At 63.5% G+C, this 14,700-nt stretch carries 17 protein-coding genes (1 of these 17 only partly in view); 10 read left to right on the top strand and 7 right to left on the bottom strand.

Annotation, left to right across the window (positions count from 1 at the left end):
• The 8 genes from E5222_RS12670 to E5222_RS12635 all read left to right on the top strand — a co-directional run.
• Positions 1-1,143, top strand: the 3' portion of a protein-coding gene (locus E5222_RS12670; RefSeq protein WP_246021762.1) for an oligosaccharide flippase family protein. The gene continues 426 nt to the left of window position 1, outside the view; the window shows 1,143 of its 1,569 coding nt (coding positions 427-1,569); its start codon lies beyond the left edge, outside the window; its stop codon occupies positions 1,141-1,143.
• Positions 1,140-2,336: a glycosyltransferase family protein gene (locus E5222_RS12665; RefSeq protein ID WP_136694148.1), complete on the top strand. Its 1,197-nt coding sequence runs from the start codon at positions 1,140-1,142 to the stop codon at positions 2,334-2,336. The genes E5222_RS12670 and E5222_RS12665 overlap by 4 nt, the downstream gene beginning before the upstream one ends.
• 33 nt (positions 2,337-2,369) lie before the next feature.
• Positions 2,370-3,323 (top strand): retroviral-like aspartic protease family protein, encoded by a 954-nt coding sequence (locus tag E5222_RS12660; protein WP_136694147.1) that lies wholly within the window; start codon positions 2,370-2,372, stop codon positions 3,321-3,323.
• 75 nt (positions 3,324-3,398) lie between these two features.
• Complete coding sequence (locus E5222_RS12655; RefSeq protein ID WP_136694146.1) at positions 3,399-5,228, top strand: ABCB family ABC transporter ATP-binding protein/permease; 1,830 nt, start codon at positions 3,399-3,401, stop codon at positions 5,226-5,228.
• Between the two features lie 21 nt (positions 5,229-5,249).
• Positions 5,250-5,783, top strand: a complete 534-nt coding sequence (locus E5222_RS12650) for a cytochrome c (protein WP_169053586.1) — start codon at positions 5,250-5,252, stop codon at positions 5,781-5,783.
• A gap of 139 nt (positions 5,784-5,922) precedes the next feature.
• Entirely contained in the window at positions 5,923-7,416 is a 1,494-nt protein-coding gene (locus tag E5222_RS12645) for a SulP family inorganic anion transporter (protein ID WP_136694144.1), read from the top strand.
• 61 nt (positions 7,417-7,477) lie between these two features.
• The gene (locus E5222_RS12640; RefSeq protein WP_136694143.1) at positions 7,478-7,981 is read left to right on the top strand and encodes a hypothetical protein; all 504 of its coding nucleotides are present in this window, start codon (positions 7,478-7,480) and stop codon (positions 7,979-7,981) included.
• Positions 7,978-8,523: a hypothetical protein gene (locus E5222_RS12635; protein ID WP_136694142.1), complete on the top strand. Its 546-nt coding sequence runs from the start codon at positions 7,978-7,980 to the stop codon at positions 8,521-8,523. The genes E5222_RS12640 and E5222_RS12635 overlap by 4 nt, the downstream gene beginning before the upstream one ends.
• On the opposite strand, the gene E5222_RS12630 is transcribed toward E5222_RS12635, so the two are convergent.
• Genes E5222_RS12630 through E5222_RS12610 form a run of 5 tightly spaced genes read right to left on the bottom strand, consistent with a single transcriptional unit; the run spans position 8,520 to position 11,787 of the window.
• Positions 8,520-9,182 (bottom strand): phytanoyl-CoA dioxygenase family protein, encoded by a 663-nt coding sequence (locus E5222_RS12630; protein WP_246021761.1) that lies wholly within the window; start codon positions 9,180-9,182, stop codon positions 8,520-8,522. The two genes, E5222_RS12635 and E5222_RS12630, sit on opposite strands and share 4 nt — an antisense overlap.
• A 12-nt stretch (positions 9,183-9,194) precedes the next feature.
• On the bottom strand, positions 9,195-9,401 hold the full coding sequence (locus E5222_RS12625; protein WP_136694141.1) for a DUF1737 domain-containing protein: 207 nt from the start codon (positions 9,399-9,401) through the stop codon (positions 9,195-9,197).
• 14 nt (positions 9,402-9,415) lie between these two features.
• Positions 9,416-10,717 carry an ATP-dependent protease ATPase subunit HslU gene (hslU, locus tag E5222_RS12620; RefSeq protein ID WP_136694140.1) on the bottom strand — a complete coding sequence of 434 codons (1,302 nt, stop codon included), beginning with the start codon at positions 10,715-10,717 and terminating at the stop codon, positions 9,416-9,418.
• Between the two features lie 14 nt (positions 10,718-10,731).
• Complete coding sequence (gene hslV / locus E5222_RS12615; RefSeq protein WP_136694139.1) at positions 10,732-11,292, bottom strand: ATP-dependent protease subunit HslV; 561 nt, start codon at positions 11,290-11,292, stop codon at positions 10,732-10,734.
• A 45-nt stretch (positions 11,293-11,337) separates the two neighbouring features.
• Entirely contained in the window at positions 11,338-11,787 is a 450-nt protein-coding gene (locus E5222_RS12610; protein ID WP_136694138.1) for an outer membrane protein assembly factor BamE, read from the bottom strand.
• A gap of 229 nt (positions 11,788-12,016) precedes the next feature.
• On the opposite strand from E5222_RS12610, the gene E5222_RS12605 reads away from it, so the two are divergent.
• Together E5222_RS12605 and E5222_RS12600 are read left to right on the top strand one after the other, a co-directional pair.
• Positions 12,017-12,535: a ubiquinol-cytochrome C chaperone family protein gene (locus tag E5222_RS12605; RefSeq protein ID WP_136694137.1), complete on the top strand. Its 519-nt coding sequence runs from the start codon at positions 12,017-12,019 to the stop codon at positions 12,533-12,535.
• Positions 12,532-13,059, top strand: coding sequence for a YceD family protein (locus E5222_RS12600; RefSeq protein WP_136694136.1), 528 nt, complete (start codon positions 12,532-12,534; stop codon positions 13,057-13,059). Before E5222_RS12605 ends, E5222_RS12600 begins: the two co-directional genes overlap by 4 nt.
• Positions 13,060-13,132: 73 nt before the next feature.
• Here E5222_RS12600 and E5222_RS12595 read toward each other — a convergent pair whose 3' ends face one another.
• Complete coding sequence (locus E5222_RS12595; protein ID WP_136694135.1) at positions 13,133-13,921, bottom strand: hypothetical protein; 789 nt, start codon at positions 13,919-13,921, stop codon at positions 13,133-13,135.
• A gap of 187 nt (positions 13,922-14,108) precedes the next feature.
• Positions 14,109-14,660: a single-stranded DNA-binding protein gene (gene ssb, locus E5222_RS12590; protein ID WP_136694134.1), complete on the bottom strand. Its 552-nt coding sequence runs from the start codon at positions 14,658-14,660 to the stop codon at positions 14,109-14,111.
• Positions 14,661-14,700 lie beyond the last annotated feature (40 nt).

The following is a 14,700-nucleotide window of genomic DNA, read 5'->3' as shown; positions in this document are numbered from 1 at the left end:
CTCTTCCTGCCCATGTCGGTCGTACCGCTGGCGCTGATGGCGCGGAGCATGCGCTTCACCGGGCACTTCGCGGTCAATGTGGGCGGAGCGGCGGTGCATGGCGTGGTCGCATTGTCGCTGGCGTGGTGGGGTTTCTCCGCCTTCTCACTCGCCTGGGCGGTGCTGGCGACGGGGCTGGCACGCGGGGTGATCGCGCAGGTGATCCAGCCGGCGAAGACCTTCCCGCTGCGGCTCGACGGGCTGAAGCCGGTGCTGAGCTTCGGCGGCAAGGCATCGACACTCTATATGACCGGCGCGCTGGGATCGCGCTCTCCAGACATGATCGTGGGCAAGCTGGTGGACCTGTTCGCGGTCGGCCTGTTCAGCCGCGCCACCTCCTTGGCAGAGCAGTTCCGCGCACTGATCGCGGGCGCGATCGGCGGCGTCTTCTATCCCGCCTTCGCTCGCCTGCGCGACAATGGCGAGCCGCTGGCCCCCGCATACCTGCGCGTGGTGGCGGGCTATACCGCGCTGGTGTGGCCGGGCATGGCCGGCCTTGCGCTCGCCGCGTGGCCGCTGGTGATGCTGCTTTATGGCGAGGTCTGGATCGAGACCGCGCCGCTCCTCACCATGATCGCGCTGCAAGCCGCCCTGCTGATGGCGCTGCCGCTGGTGAGCGACTTGCCGATCCTGCTGGGGCGGATGAACCGGCTGCTCGCGCTCAACATACTCGAGACTGCGGTGTCCATCGCGCTGCTGGTGGCGGGATCGCTGCTGGCAGGAGCATGGGGCGCGGCGGCATCGCGCCTTATATATGCGCTGGCGTTCATGGCGATCTATCTCGGCTTCATGCGAGGGCTGGTCGGCTTCAGCTGGCGCGGCTGGCTGACGATCCTGGCGAAGAGCCTTGCCGTGACTGTTGCCGCGCTTGCTCCACTGGCGCTGACATATCTCTACTGGATGGGGCCGCACGAGATCACGTTCCCGGTACTGCTGCTGGCCGTGGCTGGAGGCGCGCTAGGCTGGCTTTGCACCATGTTCGGCACCCGTCACCCCGCGCTCGACGACCTTTGCCGCATGGCCGCGCCGCTGGTGAGGCCCTTGCTGCCGCGTTTGGGTGCTTGGCTGGAGGGTGAGCGCAAATGGGCGGGCAAGGCGCCATGACGATCACCCTGTCTTCGGTCACGCTCGATCCGGCCACCGGCCTCAAGCGCGATGCCGCACGCCCCGCGCATCTGCGGAACGAGAGCTATGCAGAGCGCTATGACTGGGACACGCTGTTCTACGACGTCTATCGCGCCGGGAAGCACGTCGTCTTCCAGGGTCCGCCTTTCCTCAACCTGCTGGAGCCGTTGCGGCAATCCGCGCCCTTCAAGGGAGCCTTCGGCCTGCCCTTCTTCCGCGCGCGGCATTTTGGCGAGAAGAAGCGCGGCGAGATCTGGCTGCGCAGCGATGCAAGCGAGATCGCGATCAACGGGCCGATCGGGCGCTACAATATAGACGTGCAGCCCGACATGGCGGAGAGCTTCGCCGGTCGCCGCGTGATCACCACGCTCTCCAAGGACAATGACCTGCGCTGGATCGCCGACTGGGTGCGCTTCCATGTCCGCATCCACGGCGCGGATGGCGTACTCTTCTATGACAACCGCTCCACCGCCTATGCGCTGGAGGAATTGCAGGCCACGCTAGACGAAGCCGCTGGGCCGGACGTGCGTGCCGTCGCTGTGAGCTGGCCTTTCGCCTATGGCCCGCAGGGCGGTTTGGCCGGAGCAGTGAACGGCGTCGAAGCCGATTGGGACAGCGACTTCTGCCAGACCGGATCGCTGCAACATGCGCGACACCGCTTCCTGAGGCATGCGCGCAGCGTGCTCAATGTCGATGTGGACGAGCTGGTGCTGGGCACGAACGGCGAGTCCATCTTCGCCGCCACCGAAGCCTCTCGCGCAGGCTTCACCAAGTTTCCCGGCCGCTGGATTTCCGGCCATACGGATCATCCGGTCACCCGCGAAACATGCCGCCATGCAGACTTTATATATAGGGACGCTGTGGGAGACGGGGGCGAGGACCTCACCTGCCCGCCAAAATGGTGCGTGGTGCCGGGTCGGGGAGACCGGCTGCGCGATAGCTGGAGCGTCCACAATCTCTTCGGCGCGAAAGCCAACCTGCGCTTGAGCGACCAATTCGTCTATCGTCACATGCGCGCCATCTCCACCAGCTGGAAGGAACAGCGCTGGGAAGGCGATGCGGCAACCGATCACGGGCCGCGAGACGAGGAACTTGGGGCCGCTTTCGCCGCCGCCGGCCTGACTACCTGCGAAGGTCCCGTTTTGGCGGAAGGCGCGCGCGTGCTATTATAATTCTGTGGCCGCAAGTCGGCCCGGGAGAGAAATATGGCCTGGATGAATTTCGCGGGCGCACTGGCGCTCCTCGCTTCGGCATCACCCACAACCGTTGGACAGGCGGAAATCGCCGCCTCGGCAGAGGAAGCGGCGTCGGAAATCCTGCAAATGGAGGATGAGCGCTATCGCCGCATGACGGTGCCCGTCAGCATCAATGGCGAGGGGCCGTTCAATTTCATGATCGACACGGGCGCGCAGGCGACCGTGCTCAGCAATGTGCTGGCCGACCAGTTGCAGCTGGGCGAGCGGCGCACGGCGACGCTGGTGGGCATGGTCAGCAGGCGGCAGGTGCAGACTGCGATCATCCCCGAACTGACGCTTGGACGGCACAGCCTGTTCGATGCACGGGCGGCGCTGGTCGAAGGGGCGAATATCGGCGGGGCGGACGGGATTCTCGGCCTCGATTCATTGCAGGACCGGCGCGTGCTGCTCGATTTCGAGAACCGGCTGATGGAAGTGGTGCATGAGGACGATGATGCCAGCAATCGCGGCTATGACATCGTCGTTCGTGCACGCCGCGTCGGCAGCCAGCTGATCATCGCCCGCGCACAGCTGGATGGCGTGCGCACCGCGGTGGTGGTGGATACGGGCGCGCAGGGATCGGTCGGCAACAGCGTGCTCTATGATCGCATGCGCCGTGCGCGGGAAAACATCGCCTCGCAAATGACCGACATCAACGGGGTGGAAGCAACCGGCACGGTGCGCGTGGCGCGCAGCCTGGAATTCGGGCGCGCGCAGGTGACCAATTTCCCGGTGACCTTCGCCGATACGCCGGTCTTCGCAGCGCTGGGGCTGGAGGATGAGCCGGCCCTCGTGCTCGGGATGAACGAGCTGCGCCTGTTCGACCGCGTGGCGATCGACTTTTCCAGCCGCCGCGTATTGTTCGACCTGCCCGACGGGTCGCGCGTGCCCAGCCGCGACGCTTTCGGGCGGTTGGGACACTAGCTCCAGCGACCGGCTTGCAGCGCTGAAGCGCGAATTGCATTGCGCCCGGCGCGGTGAGGCCCCACCTGACGATGCATGATCCGCGGGACCGGCAGGCAATATGAAGGCGAGTTGAGCGAACAGGCGGGCTGGGCCACCGTCCGCCGCTTCCTGCCCTATCTCTGGCCCAAGGGCCGTCCGGACCTGCGCCGCCGCATCCTGATCGCGGCGCTGTTCGTGATTATCGCCAAGGCGATCGTGCTCTCCATCCCCTTCGCCTATGCCCGCGCGGTGGACGCGATGGCGGCAGAAAGCACCGATGAGGCGCTGTGGGCCGCCCTCGCCCTGGTCGTCGCCTATGCCGCCGGGCGCTTTGCCACCACCTTCTTCGACCAGACGCGCAACATGGTTTTCAACCGCGTGGGGCAGGATGCCGTGCGCGACCTGTCCGAGGACGTGTTCGAACGGCTTCACAAGCTCAGCCTGCGTTTCCACCTCTCGCGCCGGACGGGGGAGATCACCCGCGTGATCGAGCGCGGCACGAAATCGATCAGCAACATGATCTATTTCCTGCTGTTCAACATCATGCCCACCGCGATCGAACTCGTGGTGGTGGCGGCGATCTTCTACGCGCTGTTCGGCTGGGAGATCGTCGCGGCCACGGGCGTTACCATCGTCGCCTTCATCTGGATCACGCAGGCGATCACCGAATGGCGCACGCGCCTGCGCGCGAAGATGAATGAGCTGGACGGCACGGCCATGGCGCGCGCGGTGGATTCGCTGCTGAATTACGAGACGGTGAAATATTTCGGCGCCGAAAAGCGCGAACGCCGCCGCTATGCCAGCGCCGCCAGCGCCTATGCCGAAGCGGCGATCCAGACCGACAATTCGCTCGGCCTGCTCAATATCGTGCAGGCTTTCATCCTGCAGCTGATGATGGGCGGCGCGATGGCCTGGACCGTGTGGGGCTGGAGCCAGGGGCGCTTTTCGGTGGGCGACCTGGTGCTGGTGAACACCTATCTTCTGCAGCTCTTCCGCCCGCTCGACATGCTCGGCTGGGTCTATCGCACGATCCGGCAAGGCCTGGTCGACATGGCGCAGATGTTCCAGCTGATGGACACCAATGTGGAGGTGGAGGACACGCCGGGCGCGCCCGCGCTGGTGGTGAACCGCCCCACCCTCGCCTTCGAGGACGTTCATTTCGGCTATGACAAGGATCGCACGATCCTCCACGGCCTGACTTTCGAAGTCCCGGCGGGCCAGCATCATGCGCTGGTCGGGCCGTCGGGCGCAGGCAAGTCCACCATCGGGCGGCTGCTGTTCCGCTTCTACGATCCGCAGCAGGGCCGCATCCTGATCGACGGGCAGGATATCGCCAGCGTCCAGCAGGAAAGCCTGCGCGCGCATATCGGCATCGTCCCGCAGGACAGCGTGCTGTTCAACGACACGATCGGCTACAATATCGGCTATGGCCGCGAGGATGCGAACGAGGAGGAGATCATCCGCGCTGCGCGCGATGCGGCGATCTGGCCGTTCATCGAGAAGCTGCCCAAGGGCCTCGAGACCGAAGTGGGCGAACGCGGGCTGAAGCTGTCAGGCGGCGAGAAGCAGCGCGTCGCCATTGCCCGCACGCTGCTGAAGAACCCGCCGATCCTGTTGCTGGACGAAGCGACCAGCGCGCTCGATACGCGGACCGAGCAGGACATCCTGACTACGCTCCACCGCGTGTCCGAAGGGCGCACCACCATTTCCATCGCGCATCGGCTTTCGACCATTGCCGATGCCGATTTGATCCATGTCATTCAGGATGGCCGCATTTGCGAGCAGGGTCATCATGCCGAATTGCTGCGTCGCGACGGGCTTTACGCCGAGATGTGGAACCGGCAATTGAGCGAAGAGGCGGAACTGGAAGACGCCGCCGAGTAAAGAGGATCGACTCTCATGCGCATGACCATTGCCCTCGTATCCCTTGCCGCCCTCGCCGCTTGCGCCGTGCAGGCCGAAAGCGCCTCGACCACGGCAAGCGCCGCTGCCGAACCGCTCTATGTCCGCCATGCCATGCAGGCTGAAGTGAACCCGGCGATCGTGGGCATCTGGGAGGTGACCAATAACGTCTATACCGATGCGGGCGAGCAGGACGCATCGCTGATCACCGATGCGCAATGGGCGAGCCTGGCCGAGAATGCCGGTACGCTCGCCAGCGTGGGTGAGCGCATGGCGGCAGCGCCGGTGATCCATGCCGCCTCTGCCGGGAATATGGCCACCGACGAATACGAGGTGGCGATGGCGGATGTGCAGCGTTTCATTGACAACGATCGGCAAGGCTTCCGCGACATGTCGGCAAGCTTTGCCGTCCTTGCTCGCAATCTTGAGGCGGCGGCCATGGCGAAGGATGGCGATACGGCGCTGGAGCTGGTGGGCCAGATGGATGCCGAATGCTCCGCCTGCCATGCGCAATTCTGGTATGCCGAGGCGCAATAGCGCGACCGTAGCCCCTCGGGGCTCACGGCAAAATCTGGGACCGCCCCCTTGCCCTTACGCGGCAAGGCGTGGATAGGGGCGCGCGAAGCACAATTCGTTGCATTGCAACATTGCAGCGCCAATCCACGGATCACAAACCATGTTCGATACTGCAGCGCTCCGGCGTGACTGGCTGGCCAATCCGCGCAAGGACATCCTTGCCGGCATCGTCGTCGCCCTCGCCCTCATCCCCGAAGCCATCGGCTTCTCGATCATCGCGGGCGTCGATCCGCGCGTGGGCCTTTATGCCTCTATCGCGATTGCCATGGTGATCGCCTTTACCGGCGGCAGGCCCGGCATGATCTCCGCCGCGACTGCTGCCGTCGCCGTGGTGGTGGTGCCGCTGGTGCGCGATCATGGCGTGGAATACCTCTTCGCCGCGACGATCCTGATGGGCATTTTCCAGGGCATTGCCGCGATCATGCGGCTGGACCTGCTGATGCAGTTCGTCAGTCGCTCCGTCATCACCGGCTTCGTCAACGCACTGGCGATCCTGATCTTCATGGCACAGCTGCCCGAGCTGATCGGCGTGCCTTTCATCACCTATCCGCTGATCGCGGGCGCGCTGGCGATCATCTACCTGCTGCCCAAGCTGACCACGGCAGTGCCCAGCCCGCTGGTGGCCATCATCATAGTAGGTGCGATCACCATCGGCATGGATCTCGACGTCAATACGGTGGGCGACATGGGCGAGCTGCCCGAGGGCCTGCCCTATTTCGTGTTGCCTGATGTGCCGCTGACCTGGGAGACGCTGCAGATCATCCTGCCCTATTCGCTGACCATGGCCGCTGTCGGCCTGCTCGAATCGTTGCTGACCGCGCAGATCGTGGACGACATGACGCATACGGACAGTAACAAGAAGCGCGAATGCGCCGGCCAGGGCGTGTCCAATGTGGTCGCCGCGCTGTTCGGCGGCATGGGCGGCTGCGCGATGATCGGCCAGTCGGTGATCAACGTCACTTCCGGCGGGCGCGGACGCCTGTCCACTTTCACTGCGGGCCTGACGCTGCTGGTGCTGCTGGCCGTGCTCGGCCCGATTGTCGGGCAGATCCCGATGGCAGCGCTGGTGGCGGTGATGATCATGGTCTCCATCGGCACGTTCAGCTGGAACTCGATCCCCAATCTGCGCCATCACCCCTGGCCTTCCAGCGTGGTGATGCTGACGACAGTGGTCGTCGTGGTGGCGACGCACAACCTCGCCATGGGCGTGCTCGCAGGCGTGCTGCTGTCGGGCATCTTCTTCACCGGCAAGGTGCGCCAGATGTTCAGCGTGGAGCGCGTGCGCGAGGCGGAACAGGCCGTCTATACGGTGAAGGGCCAGATCTTCTTCGCCAGCGTCGACCTGTTCGAACGCGCGCTCGGCCCCGAAGGCAATTACGAGGACGCTTCGGATCACGTGGTGATCGACGTGACCGGCGCGCATTTCTGGGATATTTCGGCCACCGCCGCGCTCGACAAGGTGGTGGAGCGCATGCGCCGCCACGGTCGCAGCGTGCAGGTGCGCGGGCTCAACACCGCAAGTGCAGACCTGGTCGACAAGTTCGCGCTGACCGACAAGACCGGCGTCGAAATCGGCCTTGCGCCCCATCCCTGAGACGAAGGCCCGCCTGAAACTATATCGTCATCATCCGCTTGCGTGCTAATCGCCGCAGCGGATGATGGATGCCCTCGCCTGGATCGAGCAGACCGGCCTTAGCCGCTTCGTGCGGGAGGATTTCTACGCCTATTTCGTCCTGCTGATATTCCATGCCTGGGGCATGGCGCTGCTGGCGGGCGGCGGCGTGGCGGTTAGCCTGCGCGTTCTGGGCGTGGCCAAGCAGACCCCGCTACCGCGCTGGCGGGCGGTCTTCCCGTGGATGTGGCTGGGCGCGGCGCTGGCGATTATCTCGGGCCTCGGTCTTCTCGCCGGCTATCCGGCCAAGGCGCTGACCAACTGGGTCTTCGCGCTGAAATTCGCCTGCCTGTTCGGCGCGAGCTGGCTGGTGGTCCACATGGCCAAGGTGAGCTTCAACAAGGGGATCGAGCCGGTCGGCCTCGTCAAATTGCAGGCGGGCCTTGCCCTGCTGCTGTGGCTGGGCGGTATCGCGAGCGGCAAGCTGCTGCTCTACACGAATACGATGTTGATGACCTCCGACGTTCTCGGGGGTGTGATGCCATGAGCGCGGCCTATCCCACCGACAATGTCCTCGATCCCGTCGCCATAGTGAACTTCGCGATCGACACGGGGCTTTTCGATATCGCCTATTCCGCCTGGGGCTGGCCGATTGCCGAGATCGTCCATTTCACCGGCCTCGTCCTGCTGATCGGCACGGTGGGCGTGGTGGATTTGCGCATGCTCGGTTTCTTCCGCGGCATGCCGCTCAGGAACCTGCACAAGCTGATCCCCTTTGGCGTGCTGGGCTTCATGCTGAATGTGCTGAGCGGGACGGTCTTCGTCGCCAGCTCGCCCGACCAGTATCTCTACAACCCGGCCTTCCAGATAAAGATGGGGCTGATCGCGCTGGCGGGCATCAACATGGTGCTGTTCTACACCACCACCGCGCGCAAGCTGCGCCAGCTGGGACCCATGGACCGCGCCCCGCAGGCCGCGAAAGTCTTTGCCGCGGTGAGCCTGACCAGCTGGATGCTGGTGATCGCCGCCGGCCGCGTGATCACCGCCTTCCGCCCGCCAGCATGGTTCTGGTGCGGGTGGTGTAGTTAAACACCTCGCCATTCAAGACGGTCCGGAAGATCGTCAGCGGAATAGTCGACCTGCAGGACTCGCCTGTGACCATCTGACCGGGAACGGGCTGAGCGGTGCAAGATGGGCGTGCGATAGACCCAGCAATCACCCGAAAGCGCCGGACAGCTTACGACGGGGCCTTCATCGACGATCCGTTTCACCTCTCTCTCGGCGATACGGCCTCTCTTGTGCGAGCCGGGGATAACCTCCAGCACGCCATTACTCTCATCGACTGGATCGAGGTGGATGCGAACCGTAAGCATTCGCTCCAACAAGCGGAATGGCGGCTCCACATGCACGATGCCTTGCTTGACGTTCCATCGCGCGAAACCGGCGACTTCGCTTCTTTCCTTTACGGCAATGGTGCGGTCCTGATGCCAATCGAGCCCCCAGTTGGCGTGCGGATTCTTGTCAAACAGGATGGCTCGAACGGAGCGAGGCGTGGCACCCATCTTCTCCGCAACAACCGCCCCTATCGCGTAGTCGACTGACAGAATATCTGCGATAACAGGTTTATCGGCGAGCCGCGTTCCGGCGCGGTCCATGGGGATTCCGGCAAGAGCATTCTCAAGCTCAGACAACATGCTCGATGCAAGTGCAGGAAAGCGCTCAGCACCATCCCGATCGAGCTTGAGCAACGTCGATAGCCCTTAGTCGTTGGTCGTCTGGTATCCCGGCCAGACCACGGCTTGCGCTACTTTCATCACGCCCTGCTCGCTGTCGAAGGCCAGCGATGGTGATCCGTGCAGCCGCCAGCCTTCCTCAAGAGCTTGCGACACGCGTTCACAAAAGGCCTTGTCGTCCTTGCCGGTGAGGCAGCGGTAGATCAGCTTGCCGTCAGGTGGCGTGTTCGACATCTCTCAGTGCTCCGTCACAGGATATATTTGGACAGGTCGGTATCCTCGGCGAGGTCGGTCAGCTTGTCGCGGACATAGGCCGCATCCACCGTCACGCTCTCGCCCTTGCGGTCCTCGGCATCGAAGCTGAGTTCCTCGAACAGCTTTTCCATCACCGTCTGCAGGCGGCGGGCGCCGATATTCTCGACGCTCTCATTCACCTGCGCGGCGATCTTGGCGACTTCGGCAATGGCGTCTTCGGTCATGGTGACCGTGACATCCTCGGTCCCGATCAGCGCCTTGTATTGTTCGACAAGGTTGGCCTTGGTTTCGCTGAGGATGCGGACGAAGTCCTCCTCGGTCAGGCTGCGCAGTTCGACGCGGATCGGCAGGCGGCCCTGCAATTCGGGCAGCATGTCGCTGGGCTTGGCGACATGGAATGCACCGGACGCGATGAAGAGCACGTGGTCGGTCTTCATCGGGCCATACTTCGTGGCGACCGTGGTTCCCTCGATCAGCGGCAGCAGGTCGCGCTGCACGCCTTCGCGGGAGACGGAGCCGCCGCGCACGTCGCTGACGGCGATCTTGTCCACCTCGTCAAGGAAGACGATGCCATTGGTCTCGGCATTCTGGAGCGCCACGCGGGCGACATCTTCCTGGTCCATGCGCTTTTCGGCTTCTTCATCGACCAGCTTGTCCCACGCATCGGGGACCTTGAGCTTGCGCTTCTTCTTCGGCGGGCCGCCAAAGGCCTTGCCCATCATCTCGCTCAGGTTGATCATGGTCGCCCCGCCGCCGAGGCCGGGAATGTCCATCTGCGCGGCAGGCGCATCGGCGACTTCGACCTCGACCTCGGTATCGTTCATCGAATTCTCGACAATCCGCTGGCGGAAGCTCTCGCGCGTCGCGGCAGAGGCGCTGGGGCCGACGAGCGCATCAAGCAGGCGGTCCATCGCCGCCTGGCTCGCCGCTTCGCGCACCGCCTCGCGGCGGCGGTCCTTTTCCAGCCGGATCGCCTCTTCGGCCAGGTCGCGGGCGATCTGCTCCACGTCGCGGCCGACATAGCCGACTTCGGTGAACTTGGTCGCTTCCACCTTCACGAAGGGCGCTTGGGCGAGCTTGGCCAGCCGGCGGCTGATCTCGGTCTTGCCGCAGCCGGTGGGGCCGATCATCAATATGTTCTTGGGCGTCACCTCGTCGCGCAATTCGGGCGCAAGGCGCTGGCGGCGCCAGCGGTTGCGCAGCGCCACGGCCACGGCGCGCTTGGCGTCCTTCTGGCCGATGATGTGCTCGTCGAGCGCGGCGACAATCGCCTTCGGGGTCAGGGTATCAGTCATGTCGTTCCGTGAAATCAGATCGTTTCCAGGGTGACCTGGTCATTGGTGAAGACGCAGACTTCCGCCGCCACCGCCATCGCGCGGCGGGCGATCTTTTCCGCATCATCCTCATAATCGGAGAGGGCGCGGGCGGCGGCGAGCGCATAATTGCCGCCCGATCCGATCGCGGCGATACCGCCTTCGGGCTCCAGCACGTCGCCATTGCCGGTCAGCACCAGCATGACTTCCTTGTCTGCCACGATCATCAGCGCTTCGAGGTTGCGCAGGTACTTGTCCGTGCGCCAGTCCTTGGCCAGCTCCACCGCGGCGCGCAGCAGCTGGCCGCTATGCTGTTCCAGCTTGCGCTCGAGCCGCTCGAACAGGGTGAAGGCATCGGCGGTGGCCCCGGCGAAACCACCGATCACACTGCCGCCATCCCCGATCCGGCGAACCTTGCGGGCATTGGGCTTCATCACCGTATTGCCCATGGAGACCTGGCCATCGCCGGCAATCACCGTTGTCCCGCCGCGCTTGATGCCGACGATGGTGGTGCCATGCCACTGGACCAGGCCGTGGCCGTTATTCGTATCAGTCATGAGCGGCGATATGGGACCACATGCCGCGCTGTGCAAGCAAGCGGGTCAGCGCGCCCCGGTGCCCGGCGCTCCGACAGTGCCGATATTGCCGAACAGGTCCTGCAACAGCGAGCGGTCGCGGCCCAGCGTCGGCGTGGCATCGCCATCGGGATCGAGCCGGACAACCTTGTCCATGCCAGTACGCTCGGCCGTTGCAACATTGCCCGCCTCGTCGAAACGGATCGCCAGCACCGAATGCGCATTGATGCGCGGCGTGGTGAAAGGCGCCTGCGCCGTGCGGCTGGAGATGTAGTACCACACCGGCTCACCAAACTGGCTGGTCAGCGTGGGCCGGCCCAGCGTCTGTTCCACCGATTCGCGATTGTCGATGCCCGGCTGGACCGATGCGACCAGCACCTCGTCCACCAGATAGCCGCGCGAATTCCGGATAGAGGAGCAGCCCGTCACCAGCGCCAATGCGCCCAGTACCGCTGCAATCCGCATAGTGGCATGCATCTGTCAAACGTCCTTCAAACCTGGCCGAAGCGTGGCGCACCCGCGCCCTGGCGATATTGCGGCAATCGCCCCACTTCCTATATGTCTTGGGCAATGCCTTACGGGCTGGTGCGCCCCCATGCAATCCCGCGTGCCACGCGCTTGCCCACAGGGCGTTGAATGCCTGCTTAACGATGCCCGCGGCCCTCGCGGGCGGATACGACCAACAGCGCCGGAACCCTTAGCAACCATGTCCTTCCTATCCCGCCTTCTCGGCCTCGAGGCCGATCCGCGCGATGCGCTTCGCCCCCTATGGTTCCGCGTGGTGGAGATCAGCCGCCTGCCCGAATACTACGCGAAGAGCGGCGTGGCAGACAGCGTTGACGGGCGTTTCGACATGGTGGTCCACGTGCTCGCCATCATCATGCTGCGGATGGAAAAGAGCCGCGGCCTCAACCGCAAGAGCGCGCATCTGACCGAGCTGTTCGTGGAGGACATGGACGGCCAGTTGCGCGAAAGCGGCGTGGGCGATGTGGTGGTCGGCAAGCATATGGGCCGACTGATGGGCGCCCTCGGCGGCCGCATGGGCGCGCTGCGAAGCGTCTTAGGCACGGGCGATACCGAACAACTCGCCGAAGCGCTCGAACGCAATGTCCATTGGGGCGACAATCCCGATCCGCAGAGCCTCGCGACGCGGTTGCAGGCACTCTATGACGACCTGTCCCGCCGCAGTGACGAGGACGTGCTGGCAGGACGGATCGCGCAATGAGTGCGGAGAACGGATCGCCCGAATTCCGCCGCATGATGGACCGGCGCGAGATTTCGGACGGGCCGGTTGCGCTGGAAGCGAACGAGGCGGAGCGCGCGGCGCTGGCCGAACGCTTCGGCCTGATCGCCATCCATGCGCTGACAGCGGAACTCACGCTCGAACCCGAGGGCGATCGCATCGCCGCCAAGGGCACGCTCGCCGCCGATATCGTGCAAAGCTGCGCCATTTCGGGCGACGACCTGCCGCAACGGATCCGCGAGAATATCGCCTTCACGTTCGTCCCCGACATCGCGCCTGCCGCAAGCGAGGAGGAGATCGAGCTGGAAGAGGGAGAGCTTGACGAAATCCCCTATTCCGGCATCGCCTTCGACCTCGGCGAAGCCGTGGCGCAATCGCTGGCGCTGGCCATCGATCCCTACGCCACCGGCCCCGATGCCGATACCGTGCGCGAAGAACACGACCTTGCCGAAAAGGCGCCGAGCGGCCCGCTGCAGGACGCGCTGGCGAAGCTGAAGAAGGGGTGAGCTTCCGTAATGCTGCAATTGAATCTCGTGTAAGTCGCCCTCGTCGGGATGCAACCACAGCGCTTCTTGTCACTCATTCCAAGTGTATCTGAACATCCGTCTCAGTTGGTTCCTTCGCCCGGATTGAGATTCCCCTCATGCTAGGCACGCTCAGAAGCTCGAGCCAGACAGCTTCCTCTGACGAACCGCCAGCGCCCGTCATCGCCATACCCTCTGTAAGGAACCCAACGCCCATTAGGTTACGACCAATGACCGTCACCCTAACCTTTGAAACCATGCCGGGGTTCGTAACACGCATTTCCAGATCTTTGTAAAATGCACCATCTCGTTCATACCATGGGGAATGACGCCCTTGCTCCACGCTCGGCTCCGCCTGATTGACATAAAGGCCAGCAGTTACTCCGCCACTTTGGTTATTGCTTGTCACATGAAACTGCCTGTTCTTGGCCATGTCTGGGCTATTGAATTTGCTATTCGTCACTGAAACATCCTGCCCATCAATCTGCATCGGTTGTTCAAATCCGTCGAAATCGCATTCATCAATCCAAATTCGACTTGCACCTGGCCCCACTCCAATTGCCGGAGCTGACAGTTCGGATTGGGAGATAGGTTTTTTCTTCTTCATATAAAACTTATCCCAAATCCACGAAAAGAAAGCAAAAATACCGATAACTGCGAATGTGAAACTTGCGATCGCTAATGTATTGTCAGCCGCAGATGTCGCCAAGAACTGTGGGGGATCGTCCCAACCCAACCATTGAAGGTTAGTCGCTAGGATTCCATCAGCCTCTTCAATTGTGTCGGGAATTGAGTTGGTTGCAAACCAAAGCGTCCCTGCTCCTATAGTGCCGCCCAGCATCATGGCGAACCGAACGTGCTTCCTCATGCCTTCTTATATCAGTGACGTCCCTTTGTGAGGAGTCTGGTGCTGTGGACACGTAGCAAGCGGATTAGCCGCAAGTCTCTTTTACATTCTCGCCCTTTCGCGCAGAAAAAGCCCCGGAGAATCGCTCTCCGGGGCCCTTGAAGTTCGCGAAATTGGCGAAGGCTCAGAACGGGATATCGTCATCCAGATCGTCGCCGAAGCTGGAGCCGCCACCTGCACCGCCTGCGCCGCCGCCTGCAGAGCCTCCGCCGCCCTGGTTCCAGCTGGAGTCACCGCCCCCGCCGCCTTGGCCGCCACCGCCCTGATCCCAGCTGCCGCCGCCCTGGCCGCCGCCTCCACCGCCGCCACGGCTACCACCGCCGCTGGCACCGTCGAGCATGGTCAGCGTGCCGTTGAGGCCGCGGATTACGACTTCGGTGGAATAGCGGTCATTGCCCGACTGGTCCTGCCACTTGCGCGTCTGCAGCTGGCCTTCGACATAGACCTTGGAACCCTTGCGCAAGAAGCGTTCAACCACGCCGACGAGGCCTTCGGAGAAAATGGCCACGGTGTGCCATTCGGTCCGTTCCTGCCGTTCGCCGGTATTGCGGTCCTTCCACGTCTCGGTAGTGGCAAGGCGCAGGTTCGCCACGCGGCCGCCATTCTGGAAGCTGCGGATTTCCGGGTCGGCGCCCAGGTTACCGATAAGCATGACTTTGTTGAGGCTGCCGGCCATCGAATCTCTTTCCTCTAATGGTGTTCGGCCAAGAGGCTTA

This window comes from Alteraurantiacibacter aquimixticola, assembly GCF_004965515.1.
Classification (GTDB): domain Bacteria; phylum Pseudomonadota; class Alphaproteobacteria; order Sphingomonadales; family Sphingomonadaceae; genus Alteraurantiacibacter; species Alteraurantiacibacter aquimixticola.
The sequence above is the reverse complement of the archived record's forward strand: the minus strand, read 5'-3'. Positions and strand labels throughout refer to the sequence as shown.

Coding starts and splice junctions, on each gene's coding strand:
- E5222_RS12625 (WP_136694141.1), bottom strand. CDS start 9,401: ATGTCGAACACGCCACCTGACGGCAAGCTGATCTACCGCTGCCTCACC.
- E5222_RS12655 (WP_136694146.1), top strand. CDS start 3,399: ATGATCCGCGGGACCGGCAGGCAATATGAAGGCGAGTTGAGCGAACAG.
- hslU (WP_136694140.1), bottom strand. CDS start 10,717: ATGACTGATACCCTGACCCCGAAGGCGATTGTCGCCGCGCTCGACGAG.
- E5222_RS12610 (WP_136694138.1), bottom strand. CDS start 11,787: ATGCATGCCACTATGCGGATTGCAGCGGTACTGGGCGCATTGGCGCTG.
- E5222_RS12650 (WP_169053586.1), top strand. CDS start 5,250: ATGACCATTGCCCTCGTATCCCTTGCCGCCCTCGCCGCTTGCGCCGTG.
- E5222_RS12600 (WP_136694136.1), top strand. CDS start 12,532: ATGAGTGCGGAGAACGGATCGCCCGAATTCCGCCGCATGATGGACCGG.
- E5222_RS12640 (WP_136694143.1), top strand. CDS start 7,478: ATGATGGATGCCCTCGCCTGGATCGAGCAGACCGGCCTTAGCCGCTTC.
- hslV (WP_136694139.1), bottom strand. CDS start 11,292: ATGACTGATACGAATAACGGCCACGGCCTGGTCCAGTGGCATGGCACC.
- E5222_RS12605 (WP_136694137.1), top strand. CDS start 12,017: ATGTCCTTCCTATCCCGCCTTCTCGGCCTCGAGGCCGATCCGCGCGAT.
- E5222_RS12645 (WP_136694144.1), top strand. CDS start 5,923: ATGTTCGATACTGCAGCGCTCCGGCGTGACTGGCTGGCCAATCCGCGC.
- E5222_RS12595 (WP_136694135.1), bottom strand. CDS start 13,921: ATGATGCTGGGCGGCACTATAGGAGCAGGGACGCTTTGGTTTGCAACC.
- E5222_RS12665 (WP_136694148.1), top strand. CDS start 1,140: ATGACGATCACCCTGTCTTCGGTCACGCTCGATCCGGCCACCGGCCTC.
- E5222_RS12660 (WP_136694147.1), top strand. CDS start 2,370: ATGGCCTGGATGAATTTCGCGGGCGCACTGGCGCTCCTCGCTTCGGCA.
- E5222_RS12635 (WP_136694142.1), top strand. CDS start 7,978: ATGAGCGCGGCCTATCCCACCGACAATGTCCTCGATCCCGTCGCCATA.
- ssb (WP_136694134.1), bottom strand. CDS start 14,660: ATGGCCGGCAGCCTCAACAAAGTCATGCTTATCGGTAACCTGGGCGCC.